Source organism: Streptomyces sp. NPDC005492, from assembly GCF_040605995.1.
GTDB lineage: Bacteria > Actinomycetota > Actinomycetes > Streptomycetales > Streptomycetaceae > Streptomyces.
Map to the genome: position 1 here is coordinate 98,551 of NZ_JBEXDX010000005.1, position 18,999 is coordinate 117,549.

Genomic DNA, 18,999 nt, shown 5'->3' on the forward strand with positions numbered 1-18,999 from the left:
ATGTCCTCTGCCCGGCCGCCCCGACGGTGTTGTCATGCGGGGCAGCGGAATGTGGACGTGGGGGCGGGAATGGGCTTCTTCGACGGGATCTGGCGGCGCGAGACCGACTTCGACTCGGGCAGTGCGGCCAGCAACGCGATAGAACTGACCAAGCGGCACCACCAGGTCTCGCTCACCAAGCAGGGCGCGGCCACCGGCAACCTCCGGGTCAACCTCACCTGGCGGATGCGCACCTCGGACATCGGCGGCACCCAGCGGGACAGCCTGCTGCGCCACCCCTTCAAGGCGCTGAAACCGCCCGAGGTCATGGGCCACAGCCAGAGCATGGTCAACGTCGACCTCGACCTCGGCTGCCTGTACGAGCTGATGGACGGCACCAAGGGCGTCGTACAGCCCCTCGGCGGCCTCCTCGGGGACGTCAACTCACCGCCGTACGTGAAGCTCAGCGGCGACGACCGCTTCGGGTCCGCGTCCGGCGAGACGATGTACGTCAACCTCGACCACCGCGAGCAGATCAAGCGGCTGCTGGTCTTCGTCTACATCTACGACCAGACCCCGGCCTTCGACCGCACCCACGCGATCGTCACCCTTTACCCGAGCAACGGCCCCCGCATCGAGATAGGCCTCGACGAACGCCACCCGCAGGCCCGCTCCTGCGCGGTCGTGATGATCGAGAACGTCAAGGGCGAGCTCGTGGTCCGCCGCGAGGTGAAGTTCGTCTACGGCTTCCAGGCCGAGCTGGACCGGTTGTACGGCTGGGGACTGCAGTGGGGCCGGGGCTACAAGACGAAGGTCGAGCAGTGAGCCGTATCCCCGCCGCCGTCAGATGAACTGCGGCCCCTGCGGCGGCATCCGGAAGTCCGGATCCGGCGCGGTCGCCACCGGTACCGGCTGCGGATACCCGTAGGTGCCGGCCGGGGACGGCTGCGGATAGCCGTACGCGGGCTGGGTCGCCGGCTCCTGGGGATACCCGTACGCGGACTGCGCGGGCACCGCGGTCGGCTGCTCGGGCGGCAGCGGCTGGGAGGTCTCGGGAGCGGAGGGGCCGGAGGGGACCGCGGAGGGGACCGAGGGGGCCCCGGTCTCCGACTCGTCCACCGTGATGCCGAAGTCCATGGCCAGCCCGCGCAGCCCGTTCGAGTAGCCCTCGCCGAGCGCCCGGAACTTCCAGCCCTCGCCGCGGCGGTACAGCTCGCCGCAGATCAGCGCGGTCTCCTCGCCGGTCTCCGGCTTGATGTCGAAATACAGCAGCGGCTCACCCTCGGCGACGGCCGCGTCGTACAGCAGGATGCGCAGGCCCGGTACGTGGTCGAAGGTGACGTCCTCCGCCGAAGCGACCACGAGAATCCGGCCGACTTCGGACTCGACACCGGCGAGATCTGTCTGGATCGTGTCGGTGGGGCCCTCCGCGACACGCTTCTTGCCGAGCCACCAGACCTTCCCGGAGGGGTGCCGGGGCTGGTTGTAGAAGACGAAGTCCTCGTCGGAACGCACCTGACCGGCGGGGCCGAGGAGCAGCGCCGAGGCATCCACGTCCGGGACCCCCTGCCCGGGCGTCCAGCGCAGCACGGCACGTACCGTGGTGGCCTCCAGCGGGACGTTCGACCCCTTCAGCATGGCGTGCGTCATGCGGTCATCCTGCCCTCTCGGTCCTGGTCACGACAACGTGGGGGTGCGGACACGGACACGGCCGAGTTACCTGAAGTTCATGCCCGGCGGGAACGCTTGACATGGGTTTGTACGTACTATTACCGGCCACCCGTAGAGAACACACACGGGTCACATCGTCACCACGGGGGAGCTTTATGCGTCATTTCGGGCACATTGCCCCTGAGGTACGGCAGCGTCTCTTCTTCCAGGAGCCGTGCGAGTTCGAGGCGGACTCCCCGGCCCGGCTGCTCGCCGCGGCCCTGGGCGCCACGCTCTACAGCCCGGCCACCCGCCCCCGCCTCGCCGACGACATCGTGAAGCTGGCGGCGCGCGGTGTGGTGTCGATGGTGCTGTGCCTGGAGGACTCGATCGGCGACGAGGACGTGCCGGCCGCCGAGGAGAACCTGGTCCGCCAGTTCACCGAGCTGGCCGCCCGCCCCGAGGCCGACCTCCCCCTGCTGTTCATCAGGGTCCGGGTGCCCGAGCAGATCCCCGACCTCGTGCGCCGTATGGGCCCCGCCGTCCGGCTCCTCTCCGGATTCGTGATGCCGAAGTTCACCGAGGAGCGCGGCATGCCCTTCCTGGAGGCGCTGTCCGCCGCCGAGGCGGCCAGTGGCCGCCGGCTGTTCGGCATGCCGGTCCTGGAGTCGCCCGAGCTGCTCTACCGCGAGTCCCGGGTGGAGACCCTGGAGGGAATCTCCCGCGCGGTCGACAAGTACCGCGACCGGGTCCTGGCGCTACGCCTCGGTGTGACGGACTTCTGCTCGTCCTACGGCCTGCGCCGGGCCCCCGACATGACGGCCTACGACGTCCAGATCGTCGCCAACGTGATCGCCGACGTGGTGAACATGCTGGGCCGCGCCGACGGCACCGGCTTCACGGTGACCGGCCCGGTGTGGGAGTACTTCCGCGTCCAGGAGCGGATGTTCAAGCCGCAGTTGCGCCGCAGCCCGTTCCTGGAGGGAAAGGCCGAGGAGCTGCGCGAGGCGCTGATCGAGCACGCCATGGACGGGCTGCTGCGCGAGATCGCCCTCGACCAGGCCAACGGGCTGATGGGCAAGACCTGCATCCACCCCACACACGTGCTGCCCGTGCACGCGCTGTCCGTGGTCAGCCACGAGGAGTTCTGCGACGCGCAGGACATCCTGCGCCCGGAGCGCGGCGGCGGGGGCGTGCTGCGCTCGGCGTACACGAACAAGATGAACGAGGTGAAGCCGCACCGCGCCTGGGCCGAGCGGACCATGCTGCGCGCCGAGATCTTCGGGGTCGCACGCGAGGACGTCGGCTTCGTGGAGCTGCTCGCCGCCGGAATCCCCGGCTGAATCGCAAGGGACGTATGAACAAGGCAGTGAACGACGAGGTCTGGTCCGGCAGTTGGGTCGCGGAGCGGCTCGGTGTCGAGCTGGTCGGCGACCCCGAACTGACCGACCTCCTGGGCCTGGCCCTCCGCCGCAACCCCAAACGGGCCCACCTCCTCGTTTCGAACGTGCTCGGCAAGCACGTCCCCCAGTCCCCGTCGGTCGTCTACGGCCATGGCTTCACCCTGGGCCGCCGGGTACGGGATCTCCTGGGCGCGAAGGAGGCCGGCGCGGCGGTCGTCCTCGGCTACGCGGAGACGGCGACGGGCCTCGGCCACTCGGTCGCGGACGGCGTGGGCGTGGCCCCCTACCTCCACTCCACCCGCCGCCCGGTCCCCGGCGTGGCCCCCGCGGGCGGCTTCGAGGAGTCCCACTCCCACGCGACCTCGCACCTGCTGCTGCCCGAGAACCCCGCGCTGCTGGCTGCCGCCGGCCCTCTGATCCTGGTCGACGACGAGTTCTCGACCGGCAACACGGTGCTGAACACCATCCGGGACCTGCACGAGCGCTATCCGCGGAAGCGGTATGTGGTCGTTGCCCTGGTCGACATGCGGTCGGCTGCGGACGCGGGGCGGTTGGACGAGTTCGCGGTGGAGATCGGCGCGAGGGTGGATCTGGTGGCGGCGGCCTCGGGGACGGTGCGGTTGCCGGAGGGGGTGTTGGAGAGGGGGCAGGAGTTGGTGGCACGGTATGAGAGGGCAGCTGGGTCGTCGGGTAGGGGTTCGTCGGTGCTGGGCGCGCAGTTCCCCGCGCCCCTAGGGGATGAGGCCTGCCCGGCACCCATCAGCGCCCGGAACTCTGCAACCGACCCGAACTCCAACCCCCTAGGGGCGCGGGGAACTGCGCGCCCAGCCCCCGCGGGCCCGCACTCGACAGCCGCCCCCACTGTCCCCACCCGCCGAGTAGACCTCCGCTGGCCCCCCGGCCTCCCCGACGGCGCCCGCCACGGCTTCACCCCCGCGCACCGAATACGCCTGGAGCGCGCCCTCCCCGCCATGGCCGCCCGCCTGGCAGAAGCACTCCCCGCCAAGGCCCAGCGCGTGCACATCCTCGGCTTCGAAGAGCTGATGTACGCCCCGCTCAGACTCGCCCGTGAGCTGGAGCAGGTCGTCGACGCCGACGTGACCTACTCGACCACCACCCGCTCACCCGTCCTCGCGGTCGACGACCCCGGCTACGCGATCCGCACCCGCCTCACCTTCCCCGCCCACGACACCCCCGCCGACGGCCCGGGCGACCGCTACGCCTACAACATCGCGGGGGCCGGCTTCGACGCGGTGGTCGCGGTCGTCGACTCCCGCGCAGACACCCCCGAACTGCACGGCCTGCTCAGCCAGTTGGCCGCCCACACCCCGTACGTACTGCTCGCGGTCGTCCCCTCGTACGTCCCTGAAAGGCCCCCCATGCTGCCCGAGCCCCTCCGCGGCCCCGCCTTCTCCTCGTACGCGCCCGAAGAGGTCGGCTGGCTGCTCCAGGATCTCTCGGACGTGACGCTGGAGGCGCCGACCGAGGAGCGCGAGGAGGCCATCCAGAGCGGTGGGGCGCACTACGCGGAGTCGCTGCCGGTGGAGTACCAGCCGAGCGAGCGGTACCAGGAGCTGTTCCACGAGGCGCTCAGGACGTCGGCGACCCGGATCGCGCAGGCGGTCGGCGCGGTGACGGAACTCGTGCTCGCCGAGCGGTCCCCCCGCCCGGTGCTGGTCTCGTTGGCCCGCGCGGGTACCCCGGTCGGCGTCCTCATGCGCCGCTGGGCGAAGTTCCGGCACGGGCTCGACCTGCCGCACTACGCCGTGTCGATCGTGCGGGGCCGCGGCATCGACGTGAACGCGCTGCGCTGGCTGGCCGCCCACCACGACCCCCGGGATGTCGTCTTCGTCGACGGCTGGACCGGAAAGGGCGCCATCACCCGCGAACTCGCCGACGCGATCGAGGAGTTCGAGGAGTCCGACGGCATCACCGGCTTCGACCCGGAGATCGCGGTGCTCGCCGACCCCGGCTCGTGCGTGCGGACGTACGGCACCCGGGAGGACTTCCTCATCCCCTCCGCCTGTCTCAACTCCACCGTGTCGGGGCTCATTTCGCGCACGGTGCTGCGCGCGGACCTGGTCGGCCCGCACGACTTCCACGGCGCCAAGTTCTACCGCGAACTCGCCGGCGCGGATGTCTCGGTGGATTTCCTGGACGCCGTCGAGGCCCGCTTCCCGGAGGCCGCCCCGGAGGCACTCGCCCGCGCGAAGAAACTGCTCGACACCGACCGCCGCCCAACCTGGGAGGGCTGGGCGGCGGTTGAGCGGATCAGTGAGGAGTACGGCATCCACGACGTGAACCTCGTCAAGCCCGGCGTCGGCGAGACCACCCGGGTGCTGCTGCGCCGGGTGCCCTGGAAGATCCTCGCGCGGGCCGGTGCCGGTGCCGACCTCGACCATGTCCGGCTGCTCGCCGACCAGAGAGGCGTGCCCGTCGAGGAGGTCGACGAACTGCCGTACACCTGCGTGGGGTTGATCCACCCCAAGTACACCCGGGGCGCGACCGGTGCCGATGGCAGGGCGGTGTCGGTCTGATGCCGGTACTCGTCGCGAGCGACCTCGACCGTACGCTCATCTACTCCTCGGCCGCCCTCGCGCTGACCATGCCGGACGCGCGGGCGCCCCGGCTGCTCTGTGTGGAGGTGCACGAGAGCAGGCCGCTGTCCTTCATGACGGAGACGGCGGCCGGACTGCTCACCGAACTCGGCGACGCGGCCGTGTTCGTGCCGACGACCACCCGCACCCGCAAGCAGTACCAGCGCATCAGCCTGCCGGGACCCGAGTCGAAGTACGCGATCTGCGCCAACGGCGGGCATCTGCTGGTGGACGGTGTCACCGACGAGGCCTGGCACGCCGGGGTGCAGGCGAGGCTGGCCGCCGAGTGCGCGCCGCTGGAGGAGGTGCGGGAGTATCTCGCGGCCTGTGCCGACCCGGCCTGGGTGCGCAAGCACCGCGTCGCCGAGGACCTCTTCGTCTACCTCGTCGTCGAGCGCGAGCTGCTGCCCGAGGAGTGGGTGAAGGAGCTGGCGGTGTGGGCGGAGAACCGCGGCTGGACGGTGTCGTTGCAGGGCCGCAAGATCTACGCGGTGCCGAAACCGCTCACCAAGAGCGCGGCCATGCGTGAAGTGGCCCGCCGCACCGGCGCCGAGCTGACCCTCGCCGCCGGTGACTCCCTGCTCGACGCCGACCTGCTGCTCGCCGCGGACACGGGCTGGCGCCCGGGCCACGGCGAGCTGGCCGAAGCGGCCTGGACGGCGCCGCACGTCACGGCCTTGCCCGAGCGGGGAGTGCTGGCAGGGGAGCGCGTCCTGCGGGAATTCTTGACGGCAGCTCGCGCGGCGACCCCCTAGGGGTGCGGGGCGCGTCCGGCATGCGGCTACCGCCGCGTGGGCGCGCTCAGCCCCCACGGACCCGCAGCCAGAAAACGCACCGACCCGCCTAGCCGCAGCACCCTCCACCACAGCAGCCGCCCCCGCCGCCTCCACCTGCTTGAGGCGCGGGCGCGGTCGTGCCGCCGACGGCCACCGTCGACAGGAGCTTCACGGTGTCGTCGTGTCCCGAGGGGCAGGACGCCGGGGCGGCGGACTCCGCCATGGGACGGCTGAGCTCGAAGGTGTCTCCGCAGGTGCGGCAGCGGTACTCATAGCGAGGCATGGGCTCAGGCTAACGTCGTCCCCACATGAGTACGGCACCTTGTTTTTTCATGAAGGTTTCGGCTGTGTCCTGTTCTGTCGTTTTCTTATATGGAGAACTTGCGAAGACCACTGGTAATTTGAGCTGGCCGCGTGACCTGTGAGGCCGGGGGGAACCGGAATTTGCAGCCGCGTCGACGGCAACGGTGTAAGAGGGAGACGCGTCGTGACCCACGAGGGGGAGGGGGAGAAGCCTCAACGACCTGACGAGACCATGCAGTTGAAGCTCCCCGCCGGGTTCCGGCCGGACGAGACCATGCAACTGCGGGTGTCCGATCTGGAGATACCCGAGGCGTCGGAGATACCCGAGGGGGAGGCGAAACCGGTACGGCACCGGGGACGCAAGGCCCCCAGTCCCTCCCTCCGCACCCGCCTCGCCCCCGTCGCCGCCCGCCTCGCCCCGCTGGTGACCTTCCTCACTCCGTACGTCCGCAGGATGCGCCCGCAGTACCCGCGCCCCGGCCGTACCGACTGGCGCCGCTGGATACCCTCCTGGCGGCAGTGGGTGGGCGGAGTGCTCGCCTCCATCGGGCTCAGCGGACTCTTCCTGGTCGTCGCGTACGCGACCACCGACATCCCCTCGGACCTCAACACGTACGCCACCCAGCAGGACAACGTGTACTTCTGGTCGGACGGGACACCCATGGCCCGCACCGGCTGGGTGCAGCGGCAGGCGATGCCGCTGAAGGACATCCCGACCGACGTCCGCTGGGCGGTGCTCGCCGCGGAGAACGAGAGCTTCTACAGCGACCCCGGTATCTCCATGAAGGGCATCGCCCGCGCGCTGTACCGCACGGTCGGCGAGGGCGACACCGAGGGTGGTTCCACGATCACCCAGCAGTACGTCAAGAACGTCTACCTGACCCAGAACCAGACGGTGAGCCGCAAGTTCACCGAGGCGATGATCTCCCTCAAGCTCGACAACAAGATGAGCAAGGACAAGATCCTCGAGGGCTATCTCAACACCAGTTGGTTCGGCCGCGGCACCTACGGCCTCCAGCGCGCCTCCCAGGCCTACTACGGCAAGGACGTCAGCCAGCTCAACGCCAGCGAGGGCGCCTTCCTCGCCTCGCTGCTGAAGGGCGCGGGCCTCTACGACCCGACACTCAGCAAGGCCAACCACGCCCGCGCGGTGGCCCGTTGGACCTGGATCCTGGACCGCATGGTGAAGATCGGCAAGCTCTCGCCGGCCGAGCGCGCCAAGTACAAGACGTTCCCCGAGCCGCTCAAGCAGTCGATCACCTACGACACCGGCAAGCAGAGCGACTACCTGGTCGAGCTGGCCACCCAGTACGCGAAGAAGACCGCGCACATCTCGGACAAGGACTTCGACCTCGGCGGCTACCAGATCTACACGACCTTCGACCGCGACCGCGAGACCGAGCTGACGGACTCCGTCACCAAGGCCCGCAAGGCCGCGCAGAAGAGCGACGCCGCCACCGCGAAGACCGCCCACTACGGTGCCTCCTCGGTCGCCTCCGACGGCCGGATCCTCGCCGTCTACGGCGGCCCCGACCACCGTACGCAGGGATACAACGACTCCAACGCGACCACCGTCCCGGCGGGTTCGGCCTTCGAGCCCTTCGTCTACGCTGCCGCCCTGGAGCACGGGGTCACCAAGACCCGGGGCAGCCCGCCGACCCAGGTCACCCCGGACACGCTGTACGACGGGGACGACGCCGTGCCGGTCACCACGCCGGAGGGGCCGTACTGGGACCGCAGCGGCAAGAAGGTCTCCGCGCACAACGACGGCAACAAGTCCTACGGGCAGATCAGTCTGCGCCAGGCCCTCGCCGAGTCCGTGAACACGCCGTTCATGCAGCTCGGTATGGACACCGGCCTGACGACCGTCCGCAAGACCGCCGAGGCGGCCGGACTGCTCTCCTCCAGTTTCGGGGCGCAGGTACCGGCGCTGTCCATCGGCAACGCCACACCCAGCGCGCTGCGGATGGCGAGCGCGTACGGCACGTTCGACGCCGGGGGCGTCCACACCGAGCCGTACTCGGTCCTCCGTATCACCCGCAACGGCGCCAAAGTGGCGCTGAAGCGGCCGGAACCGAACCGGGCGGTGAGCAGGACCACCGCCCGTGAGGTGACGGAGGCGCTGACGGACTCCTTCGCCGACGCGCACCCCGACGACGCCAAGGCCGGCGCCGACGTGGCGGGCAAGGGCGGCACCACGCAAAACGACACCGCCGCCTGGTATGTCGGCACGGCCAAGTCCGTGTCGACCGCCGTCGTCGTCTACCGCATCGATCTGACCAAGAGTCTCGAACCCCTGCCGCTGAAAGGAATCTCCGGCACGCCAGTCACCGACGTCCCCTACGGCATCTGGTCGAGAGCCATGACCACGCTCGGCTGACCACCGCAGCGAACCCGCCACCTCCTCGCAGAATGAGCCGCCCATGAAGCCTCGGACGAAGGCACCGTCCGGCCGCCGCCGCCGAGCCCGTGAATCTCGCCGTAACCCGAAGACGGGTTTCCTCACCCTCGCGGTGTTCCTCGTCGTCGCCTCGCTGGTGACCGGGTATCTGGCGTTGAACCGGGACAACACGACACCGACCGCGTCGGCCGGCAGGAACGCCACGCCCAAGTCGTCCAAGGAACCCGCGTGGGACGGCAAGACGAAGGTGCTGGGGGACGGCTCCACCTCGTACACGGGGCCGCAGAAGGACCAGTTGAAGGCCGTACCGCTCAAGCCCGGTGAGAAGCCTCCCCAGTTCGTCGTCTTCTCCTGGGACGGCGCGCTCCAGGGCGACGACAAACTCTTCTCGCACTACCGGGAGATGGCCGAGAAGTACAACGCCCATATGACCTTCTTCCTCACGGGCATCTATCTGCTGCCCAAGAGCAAGAGGAACCTCTACCACCCGCCCATGCACGCGGTGGGCTCCGCCGCCATCGACTTCCCCACCGACCAGCACATCCGCGACACCCTGGAGCAACTCCGCCTGGCCTACGAGCAGGGCAACGACATCGGCACCCACTTCAACGGCCACTTCTGCGAGGCCAAGGGCGGCGGTGACTGGAGCGTCGCGCAGTGGAAGAGCGAGATCGACCAGTTCTTCTCCTTCGTCGAGAACTGGAAGACCAACACCGGCTACACCGACATCCCGGCCCTGCCCTTCGACTTCAAGAAGGAGGTCGTCGGCGGCCGCGCCCCGTGTCTTGAGGGTCAGCCCAACCTCCTGAAGGCGCTGAAGGGTTACGGCTGGCGCTACGACGCCAGCTCCCCGGGCGACTTCCAGATATGGCCCACCAAGAAGGACGGCCTCTGGGACTTCCCGCTCGAACTGCTCCCGTACGGGAACAACATCCAGGCCCTGTCGATGGACTTCAACTTCCTCTACAACCAGTCCGGCGGCGCGACCCAGGGCGACTCCTCGAAGTTCGCCGACTGGGAGAAGAAGACCGTCGACTCGTACATGGCCGGCTTCAACCGCGTCTACTACGGCAGCCGGGCGCCCCTGTTCATCGGCAACCACTTCGAGGACTGGAACGGCAGCATCTACATGAAGGCCATCGACCAGATCATCCCGAAGATCTGCACCAAGAAGGGCGTGAAGTGCGTGTCCTTCAAGGAGTTGTCGGACTGGATGGACGTGCAGTCGCCGCAGACCCTGCAGCAACTGCGCAGCCTGGACCCGGCCCAGTCGCCGGACTGGTCCACGGTCGTCAAATGACCTCTCGGACCGGTGGACTTCTCAGGTCCAACCCCCTTCACAGGAGCCACACATGGCGTGCGAAGATGCCTTCTCCCGGTAGGCGTACCGGCGTAGAGGGGAACACCATTGAAATCCAGAAAGCTGAGCCGTAGGCGGAGTCGTACGGCCATAGTCTCGGCGGCGGCCGCCTCGGTCGTCGCCGGCGTCGCCCTCGTGCCCAACTGGAGCGCGGGCGCGGCTGTTGTGAACGATCCGACCGTGGACGCCTCGACCAAGGCGACCTTCCAGAAGCTGGCGGACGCGGTCTTCACCGACCGCACCCAGGCGCTGGTCCACGGGGCCACCACGAAGCAGAGCACGTCCCGCTTCTCCGGCGACGTCCGTCTCTCCAACACCCAGTCGCGCGACGAGAGTTCCGCGCTGACCCAGTTGCGGGGCCGTCAGAACAGCCTCGCCAAGGTCGGTGAGACGTACCGCGCGGGCACCACCAAGGTCACGCTCGACGCGACCCGGGTCACCGGCCGCACCGCCAAGGCCGACGTCACCGAGACGACCACGCTGACGTACGCGAAGGTCACCGGCGACGCGCCGAAGACCACCGACTTCCAGGCCCACCACGAGCTGACCTTCAAGGCAGACCGACAGGGCACCTGGCAACTGTCGAAGATCGAGGACACCGACGAGGGCGGCCTCGCCGTCAACACGCTCTCCAAGCCCGCGGTCAAGGCGCCCGCGCCGGCCGACGACGGCAACACCACGCCGGACGCCCCGCGCGCGGCGACCACCCGCAACCCGGTGGCCGTGCCGAAGACGAGCACGACGTACGACTACAAGGCGATGGCGGCCTACGCCGAGAAGTACTGGAACGTCTACAACACGGACTACCCGAACTTCAACGGCCACGCGGACGGCGGCGACTGCACCAACTTCGTCAGCCAGTCCCTCAAGGCCGGCGGCTGGAAGCACGTCCCGGGCTATGTGTACGACTACACGAAGTGGTTCGGCACCGCCGACATCCAGTCCGACTCGTTCGTCGGCGTCAACGAGTGGTCCTGGTTCGCGCAGAACTCCAAGCGGACCACCCCGCTCGCCAACGTCTACCAGGCGGAGGTCGGCGACGTCATCCAGGTCGACTTCGACCGGGACGGCGCCAAGGACCACACGATGATCGTCACATACAAGGCCAACGGCGTTCCGTACGTGACATACCACTCGAACAACACCTTGCGCAGGTCGCTGTCGAGTCTCATCGCGTCCTACCCGAACGCGTACTACTACGCCTACCGCACCTGATCCGGATGGGGAGCCGGGCTCAGTGTCCGGTTCCCCGCTCCTCGCGGATCTGGCCGACCACCCGCGCCACGGACTGCCGTACGGCCTCCGTCTCGGTCAGGAAGTGCCAGTAGTCGGGGTGGCGGCCCTCCAGCGTGGCGACCGCGCGGTCCAGGCGGGCGACGGCGTCGTCGAGCGGCCGGGCGTGCCGGGGATCGGGGGTCGTCCGGCCGGTCATCGCGAGGCGCTGGGCGTCGCGGATCGCGAAGCGGGTGCGGTCGATCTCCTGCTGCGGGTCCTTCTGTACGGCGTTCAGCCGGCGCAGCCGGTCACCGGCCGCCGAGACGGCCTCGTCGGTGGTGTTCAGCAGCGCCCGGACCGTCGACAGCAGTGAGGTGGCGTCCGGCCAGCGCTGCGCGTCCCGCGCGGCCCGCGCCTCCTTCAGCTTCAGCTCCGCCTGCCGTACGTTCTCCGTCGCCTGGTCCGGGACCTGCTGGAGGTCCTGCCAGCAGGCGGCCGAGAAGCGCCGCCGCAGCTCGCTCAGGACCGGGTCGACCTGGCCGGCCCGGGTGGTGAGCGCCTGGGCGCGGGTGCGCAGCGAGACGAGCCGGTGGTCGATCTCGGCGGCCCGCTCGGGCAGCCGCCCGGCCTCGGCCCCGATGGCCTCCGCCTCCCGCGCGACCTGCGCCGCCCGCTCCAGCGTGCGCGGCACACCGTGCTGCCCGGCGCCCTGGTTCAGCTTCGTCAGCTCCGGCCCGAGCGCGGCCAGCCGGGCGGCGAGATCGTCGGCGCGCAGCCCCGATGCCCGTACGGCGTCCAGCGCGTTGCTGGCGGCCAGCAGCGCCTGCCGGGCCCGCTCCACGGCCGGCGCGAGCCGGGCCAACTGGGTCTCCGCCTTGCCGAGCAGTGGTCCCAGGCCGCTCTCGAACCGGTCCAGTTCCTGCTTGACCTGGCCCAACTGGTCCTTGGCGGCGGTCAGTTCGCTGCGGGCGCGGTTCGCGGCGGCGGCCTCCAGGTCGTCCCGGTCGAGGTCGTGCGCGTCGACGGCGTTGATGTACCGGCCGCTCGCCTCGTCGATGCGCCGCCCCAGCGCCTCGAAGTCGGTCACCGCGCGCCGCGCGGCCGGCGAGTCGTCGACCGCGGTGATGGTGTCTATCGAGATCCGCAGATCCCGCTGGGCGGTGTCCAGCTCGTAGAACGCGGCGGCGGCGGCGTCCTTCGCCGCCTGCGCCTCGGCCCGCTGGCTCTCCGCCCGCCCGCCGAACCAGCGCCGGGTGCCACCGCCCGCGAACGCGGCGGGCAGCGCGAGCGCGGCGAGCAGCGGCAGACTCATCAGCGTGAGGCTGTCGAGAGCGGCACGGGCGGCTGAACCGCGCCGGGACCGTGTGAGCGGCGAATACGGCTGCGCAGGTGTCGCCGTCACATCCCTCTCCCGTGCTGTCTTCCGTCCGACAGGTTCTGACCGTTGTCATTCTCCCACCGGTGAAGGACGAACACACGGGCCGGTCAGTTCGCGTTCCGCACCGTGACTTTCCCATCGCCCGTGTGGGCGGTCACCACATGCGAGCTCGTCGAGTCCTGGGGCACCGACACATCCACCGATCCGTCCCCGGTCTTGGTGGTCACGCGGTACTTCGTGCCGCCGCCCTTGGGCAGCGTGACCGTCACCGACCCGTCGCCGCTGCGGGAGTCCACCAGGTCCGGTACGGCGCCGAGTTCGAGGTGCACGGACCCGTCACCGGTCTGCGCGTGCACCTCCCGGGACGTCACCTCGGCGCGCACGGAACCGTCCCCGCTGCGCAGCGTCATCGGCCCGGTGGAGTCGGTCACGTGCACGGACCCGTCGTGCGTCCGCACACTCAGCGCGTCCGCGAACCCGCGCGCCCGCACACTCCCGTCCCCGTCCTCCACCGTCACGGCGACCCCGCGCGGCACCTCGATCAGATGCTTGGACGAGCAGTCGGCGATCACCCCGGAACACTTCAGCCGCAACTCCAGCCGGTCGCCTTTCATGGCCCAGGTCGCTTTGGGATCCGATCCGATCGCCACCTTCCCCTGCCACCACCGGGTGACCTCGACCTTCCCCGTCGGGTTCGACGCCGCCGCGACGATCTCCAGCGCGGAGTCGTCGGACACGATCGTGAGGCTACGGCCGGACAGCGCGAAGGTGCGGTGATCGGGATGCTTGTCGTCCCCGGCGGAGGCGGTACCGCAGGCGGTGGCGCCGAGAAGCAGCAGGGCGACGGCGGTGCCGGCGGTGAGGGCGCGGGCAGTGCGGGTACGGGTGCCGGTTCGGTTCACGATGATGTTCCCCCTGGACGGACGCGGAGTCCCAGCGACTCCTACGGCTCCCCTCGACCGTAGAGAGCCCCGCCCCGCGACGGCATCCGGCGCACTCCCGGACCCGGGGTGGGGTAAACCCCCGGGCACCCCTCCGCACGGATACGGGTTTCAGGACAGGCCGCCTGGCCATGTAGGCTGTCGACTCGTCCTGGGCGCGTAGCTCAGGGGTAGAGCGTCGCCCTTACAAGGCGAATGTCGGCGGTTCGAAACCGTCCGCGCCCACCAGGATCAGTTGCAGGTCAGAGGCCTTTCGGGGGGATCCCCGGGGGCCTCTTCCTGTTGCCCGGGTCCGAAAACACGGTGGCCGCCCGATGCGGGGTTCAGTACCTTGCACCCCATGACCGACAACCGAAAGGGCAATGCCGCGTAGGCGCCCGTCCGCCCTGCGCGGCGAACACCCCGTACGTCACCTGAGCCGCTTCCGGTACCCGGCCATCGACCGGCTGTCCGCCTCCTGCGCGGCCGATCTGCGGCGGCTCGAACACGCCCGCTTTCTGCCCGAGGCCACGGCGGAGGCGTTCTGGCACTGGAAGGCTCTTGCCGACGGTCCGATGAGGCTGATCGCGGACCCGGTGAGCGCGAACCGGTGTGGCATTCCCGGGTGTTGCGACCCGGGCTACTTCCGCGATCATCTCGAAGCCGTCCTGCACGCCCTGCCCAAGAAGAGCGCACGCGAACTGCGCGCCCTCGTCTGCGCCCTCGACGACAGGATCCTCACGAAGGCCAGGGCCATCCGGGCCGGATATCCCGGAGTGCCGTGGTGGCGGGACGAGTTGTAGCGGATGCGGGCGGTGGGCAGGATGGCCCCATGACGCAACCAGGCACCGCATCCTCGGGCTCCGTGCTGTCCCTGTGGTCGAAGGACTCGGTGCTGTCGATCGGCTCGGTGGGATCGGTGCTGTCCATCGGGTCCGTCGGGTCGAGCCTGTCCGTCGGGTCGATCGGGAGCGCGCTGTCGGTCGGTTCGATCGGCTCGGCCCTGTCCCTGGTCTCGGCCGGTTCGTGGCTGAGCACGGGGTCGGTGCTGTCCGCCCAGTCGCGGTGGTCGGTGCTGTCCTGGCGTTCGACGCACGGCTTTCGGGCCGCCGGTGCCGTAGGAGCCGTGGCGGCCCTGCTGGTGGCCCAACGGGCGCTGCGGAACCGGTAGTTGCCGCAGTCGGGCGGGGTCAGGACCAGAACTCGTTCGCCCTGTCGATGTCCTCCACACACTCGTCCAGGTCCGTGATCCTCTCGCCGAGGATGCGGAAGACGATGCCTCCGGTTTCGTCGATGTGCTTGCCGTCGCGATCGGCCGTGAGGTGGTGGAGCGAGACCGCGTGGCCCCGGCCGTCGACGAGGACCGTACGCAGGTCGATGCGCAGGGTGCCGTTCGTCCGCGTGAAGAGCTGCCCGTACATGTCGATGATCGCGTCCTGGCCCTTGAAGTCGCCGGACAGCGGGTGGGTGCCGGGCACGTGGTGCGTGGCGTCCGAGGACATCAGCGAGCGCAGGGTGTCCATGTCACCGCGGACGAAGGCCTCGTAGCCCTTGCGGACGAGGAGTGCGTGCGGGTGGTCGGCCATGATGGATCGCCGCCTCTCGGTTGCTTCGGCGATATGCGGCTTCTCTCACCCATTGTCCGCCTGATCGCTCGCCGGAGGCGCCTCGTGGGCGTGCTTCAGCCTCATCCGCTGGTCCACGCGCTCCGTCGCCGTGACCTCCGTCCAGAAACGGTGGCCGCTGACGAAGACCGCGAGTTCGTGCTCGCGCTGCCGGAGCTTCTCCACCTCGGCCTGTTCGTCGGGTGTCCAGCCGGGGGAGGCGGGGCGCTCCACCTTGCGCCAGCCGCCCGTGTCGCTGAACCCGTCCAGGGGCTCGACCGACCAGGGCAGCCGCTTCAGCAGGGCCGACAGCTCGGCCCGGACCTGATGCAGCTCCTCCTGACCGGCGAGGAGGTCACTCGGGAAGTCATAGGTCGTAGCCACGCGCTAATGCTACGCCTGTTCGAATTTGGGTCGCGAGTTCCTTCCGGGACTTCATACGAACGAGTGTGGGCCGCCGACAGTGATCGGGCCCGGTGTCAGACCCGTGTGCGAGCGTGTGAAGCACAGGCAAGTGGCGTCTCGGAGGGGGATCGGTGGCGGCCGAGAGTGACGGTTGGGTCGGCATGGGCTGGGACTGGACGGATGTCGACGGCGTTCGTCGGCGTCTCGACGAAGGCGCCGATCCGGAGAGATGGAGCGGGGGCCGACCGCTGCATCGCGCGGCGGTGTTCGGATCCCCGGGGGTCGTCGCGGAGTTGGCTGAGCGCGTCGCGGACGTGGACGCGCTGGAGAACGGGGTGACGGCGCTCTGGGAGGCCGTCGTATCCAGAAAGCCGGAGAACGCGCGAGCCCTCGCCGCCGCCGGGGCCGATCCCTGGAGGCCGTCGCTCGGCGGTTGGTCGCCGGGGCGGCTGAGCCTGGCCGGACCCACGCCGGGCCTGTTCCCGGTACCGGAAGGGGTGTGCCTGACCGGCACGGAGCGTGCGGCGGCGGAAGAGGCCGATCGGCTCATCACGGCACTGGGCACGTTCTACTACGACGGGACCGGGCTGGCCTGCGTCGCCGGCATCGACGCGGCCGAGGCGGTCGGCCGTCTGGAGGCGGTGCCTCTGGCGGGCGACATCATCGATGAGCTTCTGGACGATCCGTACGCGTACGACACGGACGAGAGCCTGCGGATCATCGGCGTGACGTCCGTGCCGGGCGGCTGCGTCGTGACCCAGCCCTGGGGATACGCGCCGCAGATGCCGGGCGTGCTCGCCCGGTTGTCCGCCGACACCGTCTGCTACGGCATATACGCCAACCCCAAGAGCGGCAACCAGGGCGCCATCGCCCGCCATGGAACCGTCGAGGGCTGGGACCTGCACCCGGGCGGGGGGCCGCACGAGAACGACACCTCGGAGGAAGTGCTGGCTTCGTACCTCTACCAGTACAACCCCGTGGCCTACTCCTGTGCCTTCGCGGGACTGCGCCCCACCGACAGACGCGCCGTGGTCGGACCGCCCGACGCGTGGGTGGAACTGCCTCGCCGGGACTACTGGGGTCACTGAACGGGACCGTCGCCGCCCCTCGGGCAGCCCTGGATGTCAGTGCCCTCGCCTAGCGTGCACGCCATGGACGAGGAACAGGTGAGACTCCACCCCTGGGCAGATGCTGACTTCTGGTTGTTGGAGCGGCTCAACAGCCCTGAGATGACAGAGCACTTGGGGGGACCCGAGGACGAGGCGCGGCTTGCCGACCGGCACCGGCGTTATCTCGCGCTGGAGTCGGGGTGCATGTACCGGGTCGAGTCGGCGGGGAGTGGGGAGACCGTCGGCTCGATCGGATTCTGGGAGCGGGAGTGGCGGGGCGAGCCGGTGTGGGAGACCGGGTGGGGGGTGCTGCTCGAGTTCCAGGGGCGTGGGCTCGCCGCCCTCGCGGCCCGCGCCGTCGTCGAGGCGGCGCGGGCCGTCGGGCGGTACCGGTATCTGCACGCCTTCCCGAGCGTCGACCACCACGCCTCGAACTCGGTGTGCCGGAAAGCCGGGTTCACCCTGCTCGGTGAGGCGGAGTTCGAGTACCCCAAGGGGCACTGGATCACCTCCAACGACTGGCGCGTCGACCTGGAAGACCTCTAGGGCCTCACAGCGTGGTTCGCGCCGGTCAGTTGGTGTCCTGTTCCTCCAACTCCCTTACCAGCCTTGCCGCCACCGGCACCGCGACCCCCTGCCGCTCCGCCGCTCGCAGCAACGCCCCGCCGATCGCGTCCAGTTCGAGCGGTCGGCCCGCCTCCGCGTCGCGCTGCATCGACGACTTCATCCCCGGAGTGAAGGCGTCGTACCGGGCCAGTGCCCCCGCCGGGTCCGACGGGCCGCCGTAGGCGCGGCTCACCGCCGCCGTCTCCTCCAGCAGGGCCGTCAACTCCGGGCGGTGGCGCGTGCGTACGTCGCCCAGGGCGAGGCCGTAGCGGGTGGTGAGGAGTGCGAGTGGGGCCAGGAACGTCATCTTGGCCCAGAGGGCGGCCGTCTCGTCGGACAGGACCCGGGTCGTCGGGCCGGCGGCGTCGAGTGCCGTCGCCAGGGCGTCCAGACGGTCGCGCGGCACCGTGTCGCCCGTCAGGTCGATCTCCACGAAGGGGCTGCCGTGCTCGATCACCCCCGGAGCGGTGCGAGTCGACTCGACCCGGATGATCGCGGGGGCGACCTGCGCGGGGGTGTAGCGGGCGCGCAGGTGCGCGGGGTGTTCCACACCGTTCAGAAACGGGACGAGGAGTCCGTCGCCGAGTGCCGTGGCGGGGACGCGGGCCAGTGCCGTGTCGAGGGCCGTCGCCTTGACCGCGATCAGACAGGCGTCGACCGGTTCGCGGAGTTCGGTGTCGGCCTCCACCGGCGCGGTGAAGTCGCCGAAGTGGGCGCTGCGGACCTGGATACCGTGCGTACGGAGCGTGCCGGCCGTCTCTTCCCCGGCCAGGCAGATCACCCGGTGGCCGACCCGGGACAGCAGCGCCGCGAGCAGACCGCCCACGCCGCCGGGGCCCAGGACCGCCACTGTCAGTTCGTTGTTCGCCATGTCGTTCCTCTCGTCGGTCGACCCCGCGCACGCGGTGGCCGCCTCGGAAGGATCATCGCAGACGTGTTCGGGAGAGGACCGGCGATATCGCTCACGAAGCGCGAGACTGGACGTATGTGCCGCAGTATCAAGACGCTTCGCCCGCCCGCCCTCCCCGACGAGGCCACGGAGGAGGAGATCCGCGCCGCCGCGCTCCAGTACGTGCGCAAGGTCTCCGGGTTCCGGGCCCCCGCCGCCCACAACCAGGAAGTCTTCGACCGAGCCGTGGACCTGATCGCCGAGGCCACGGCGGAACTGCTCGCAGGCCTTGAGGTGAGGGGGCGCGCCCAGCAGGTCGGCTAGGCCGTGTCGTCACTGTCCCGTCGTCAACTTCCCACGTCGCCCGGCGACGCGACTCCCGCTCCCGCACCGCCCCAAGGGCA

At 69.9% G+C, this 18,999-nt stretch carries 19 protein-coding genes and 1 tRNA gene; 13 read left to right on the forward strand and 7 right to left on the reverse strand.

The annotated features are described in order from the left end of the window. The first annotated feature begins 69 nt into the window (after nt 1-69). On the forward strand, nt 70-804 hold the full coding sequence (locus ABZT04_RS09315) for a Tellurium resistance (protein ID WP_356055158.1): 735 nt from the start codon (nt 70-72) through the stop codon (nt 802-804). 18 nt (nt 805-822) lie between these two features. Here the strand turns inward: ABZT04_RS09315 and ABZT04_RS09320 are convergent, their stop codons facing one another. Beyond that, nucleotides 823-1,629, reverse strand: coding sequence for a TerD family protein (locus ABZT04_RS09320; RefSeq protein ID WP_356054760.1), 807 nt, complete (start codon nt 1,627-1,629; stop codon nt 823-825). 176 nt (nt 1,630-1,805) lie between these two features. On the opposite strand from ABZT04_RS09320, the gene ABZT04_RS09325 reads away from it, so the two are divergent. The 3 genes from ABZT04_RS09325 to ABZT04_RS09335 are packed head-to-tail and all read left to right on the forward strand — an operon-like array spanning nt 1,806 to nt 6,384. Beyond that, nucleotides 1,806-2,972 carry an HpcH/HpaI aldolase/citrate lyase family protein gene (locus ABZT04_RS09325; protein WP_356054762.1) on the forward strand — a complete coding sequence of 389 codons (1,167 nt, stop codon included), beginning with the start codon at nt 1,806-1,808 and terminating at the stop codon, nt 2,970-2,972. 14 nt (nt 2,973-2,986) lie between these two features. After that, complete coding sequence (locus ABZT04_RS09330) at nt 2,987-5,569, forward strand: phosphoribosyltransferase domain-containing protein (RefSeq protein ID WP_356054764.1); 2,583 nt, start codon at nt 2,987-2,989, stop codon at nt 5,567-5,569. Beyond that, on the forward strand, nt 5,569-6,384 hold the full coding sequence (locus ABZT04_RS09335; RefSeq protein WP_356054765.1) for an HAD family hydrolase: 816 nt from the start codon (nt 5,569-5,571) through the stop codon (nt 6,382-6,384). Before ABZT04_RS09330 ends, ABZT04_RS09335 begins: the two co-directional genes overlap by 1 nt. 88 nt (nt 6,385-6,472) lie before the next feature. Here the strand turns inward: ABZT04_RS09335 and ABZT04_RS09340 are convergent, their stop codons facing one another. Continuing rightward, nucleotides 6,473-6,688 carry a zinc ribbon domain-containing protein gene (locus ABZT04_RS09340; RefSeq protein ID WP_356054766.1) on the reverse strand — a complete coding sequence of 72 codons (216 nt, stop codon included), beginning with the start codon at nt 6,686-6,688 and terminating at the stop codon, nt 6,473-6,475. Nucleotides 6,689-6,940: 252 nt separating this feature from the next. Here ABZT04_RS09340 and ABZT04_RS09345 point away from each other — a divergent pair, with 252 nt between their 5' ends. The 3 genes from ABZT04_RS09345 (at nt 6,941) to ABZT04_RS09355 (ending at nt 11,684) form a co-directional block, all read left to right on the forward strand. Continuing rightward, nucleotides 6,941-9,088: a transglycosylase domain-containing protein gene (locus ABZT04_RS09345; RefSeq protein ID WP_356055159.1), complete on the forward strand. Its 2,148-nt coding sequence runs from the start codon at nt 6,941-6,943 to the stop codon at nt 9,086-9,088. A gap of 43 nt (nt 9,089-9,131) precedes the next feature. Further along, nucleotides 9,132-10,409: a hypothetical protein gene (locus ABZT04_RS09350; RefSeq protein ID WP_356054767.1), complete on the forward strand. Its 1,278-nt coding sequence runs from the start codon at nt 9,132-9,134 to the stop codon at nt 10,407-10,409. A gap of 108 nt (nt 10,410-10,517) precedes the next feature. Then, nucleotides 10,518-11,684 carry an amidase domain-containing protein gene (locus tag ABZT04_RS09355; RefSeq protein WP_356054768.1) on the forward strand — a complete coding sequence of 389 codons (1,167 nt, stop codon included), beginning with the start codon at nt 10,518-10,520 and terminating at the stop codon, nt 11,682-11,684. A 19-nt stretch (nt 11,685-11,703) separates the two neighbouring features. Here the strand turns inward: ABZT04_RS09355 and ABZT04_RS09360 are convergent, their stop codons facing one another. Both ABZT04_RS09360 and ABZT04_RS09365 read right to left on the reverse strand, forming a co-directional pair. After that, a complete protein-coding gene (locus ABZT04_RS09360) occupies nt 11,704-13,086 on the reverse strand; it encodes a hypothetical protein (RefSeq protein WP_356054769.1) in 1,383 nt (460 codons plus the stop codon). Between the two features lie 83 nt (nt 13,087-13,169). Next, entirely contained in the window at nt 13,170-13,964 is a 795-nt protein-coding gene (locus tag ABZT04_RS09365; RefSeq protein ID WP_356054770.1) for a DUF4097 family beta strand repeat-containing protein, read from the reverse strand. A gap of 192 nt (nt 13,965-14,156) precedes the next feature. On the opposite strand from ABZT04_RS09365, the gene ABZT04_RS09370 reads away from it, so the two are divergent. From ABZT04_RS09370 to ABZT04_RS09380, 3 genes are all read left to right on the forward strand, one after another. Then, nucleotides 14,157-14,231: transfer RNA gene (locus ABZT04_RS09370), tRNA-Val, on the forward strand. A 134-nt stretch (nt 14,232-14,365) separates the two neighbouring features. Next, entirely contained in the window at nt 14,366-14,785 is a 420-nt protein-coding gene (locus tag ABZT04_RS09375; protein WP_356054771.1) for a hypothetical protein, read from the forward strand. 29 nt (nt 14,786-14,814) lie between these two features. Beyond that, nucleotides 14,815-15,153, forward strand: a complete 339-nt coding sequence (locus ABZT04_RS09380; RefSeq protein ID WP_356054773.1) for a hypothetical protein — start codon at nt 14,815-14,817, stop codon at nt 15,151-15,153. Nucleotides 15,154-15,172: 19 nt separating this feature from the next. Here ABZT04_RS09380 and ABZT04_RS09385 read toward each other — a convergent pair whose 3' ends face one another. Together ABZT04_RS09385 and ABZT04_RS09390 are read right to left on the reverse strand one after the other, a co-directional pair. After that, nucleotides 15,173-15,568 (reverse strand): nuclear transport factor 2 family protein, encoded by a 396-nt coding sequence (locus ABZT04_RS09385; RefSeq protein ID WP_356054774.1) that lies wholly within the window; start codon nt 15,566-15,568, stop codon nt 15,173-15,175. A 45-nt stretch (nt 15,569-15,613) separates the two neighbouring features. Next, nucleotides 15,614-15,970, reverse strand: coding sequence for a hypothetical protein (locus tag ABZT04_RS09390; protein ID WP_356054775.1), 357 nt, complete (start codon nt 15,968-15,970; stop codon nt 15,614-15,616). Between the two features lie 152 nt (nt 15,971-16,122). Here ABZT04_RS09390 and ABZT04_RS09395 point away from each other — a divergent pair, with 152 nt between their 5' ends. Both ABZT04_RS09395 and ABZT04_RS09400 read left to right on the forward strand, forming a co-directional pair. Continuing rightward, nucleotides 16,123-17,079, forward strand: coding sequence for an ankyrin repeat domain-containing protein (locus ABZT04_RS09395; RefSeq protein ID WP_356054776.1), 957 nt, complete (start codon nt 16,123-16,125; stop codon nt 17,077-17,079). 63 nt (nt 17,080-17,142) lie between these two features. Then, nucleotides 17,143-17,646, forward strand: a complete 504-nt coding sequence (locus ABZT04_RS09400) for a GNAT family protein (RefSeq protein ID WP_356054777.1) — start codon at nt 17,143-17,145, stop codon at nt 17,644-17,646. 25 nt (nt 17,647-17,671) lie between these two features. Here ABZT04_RS09400 and ABZT04_RS09405 read toward each other — a convergent pair whose 3' ends face one another. Continuing rightward, nucleotides 17,672-18,577 (reverse strand): 2-dehydropantoate 2-reductase, encoded by a 906-nt coding sequence (locus tag ABZT04_RS09405; RefSeq protein ID WP_356054778.1) that lies wholly within the window; start codon nt 18,575-18,577, stop codon nt 17,672-17,674. Between the two features lie 114 nt (nt 18,578-18,691). Here ABZT04_RS09405 and ABZT04_RS09410 point away from each other — a divergent pair, with 114 nt between their 5' ends. Continuing rightward, entirely contained in the window at nt 18,692-18,919 is a 228-nt protein-coding gene (locus tag ABZT04_RS09410; protein ID WP_356054779.1) for a DUF2277 domain-containing protein, read from the forward strand. The last annotated feature ends 80 nt before the right edge of the window (nt 18,920-18,999 follow it).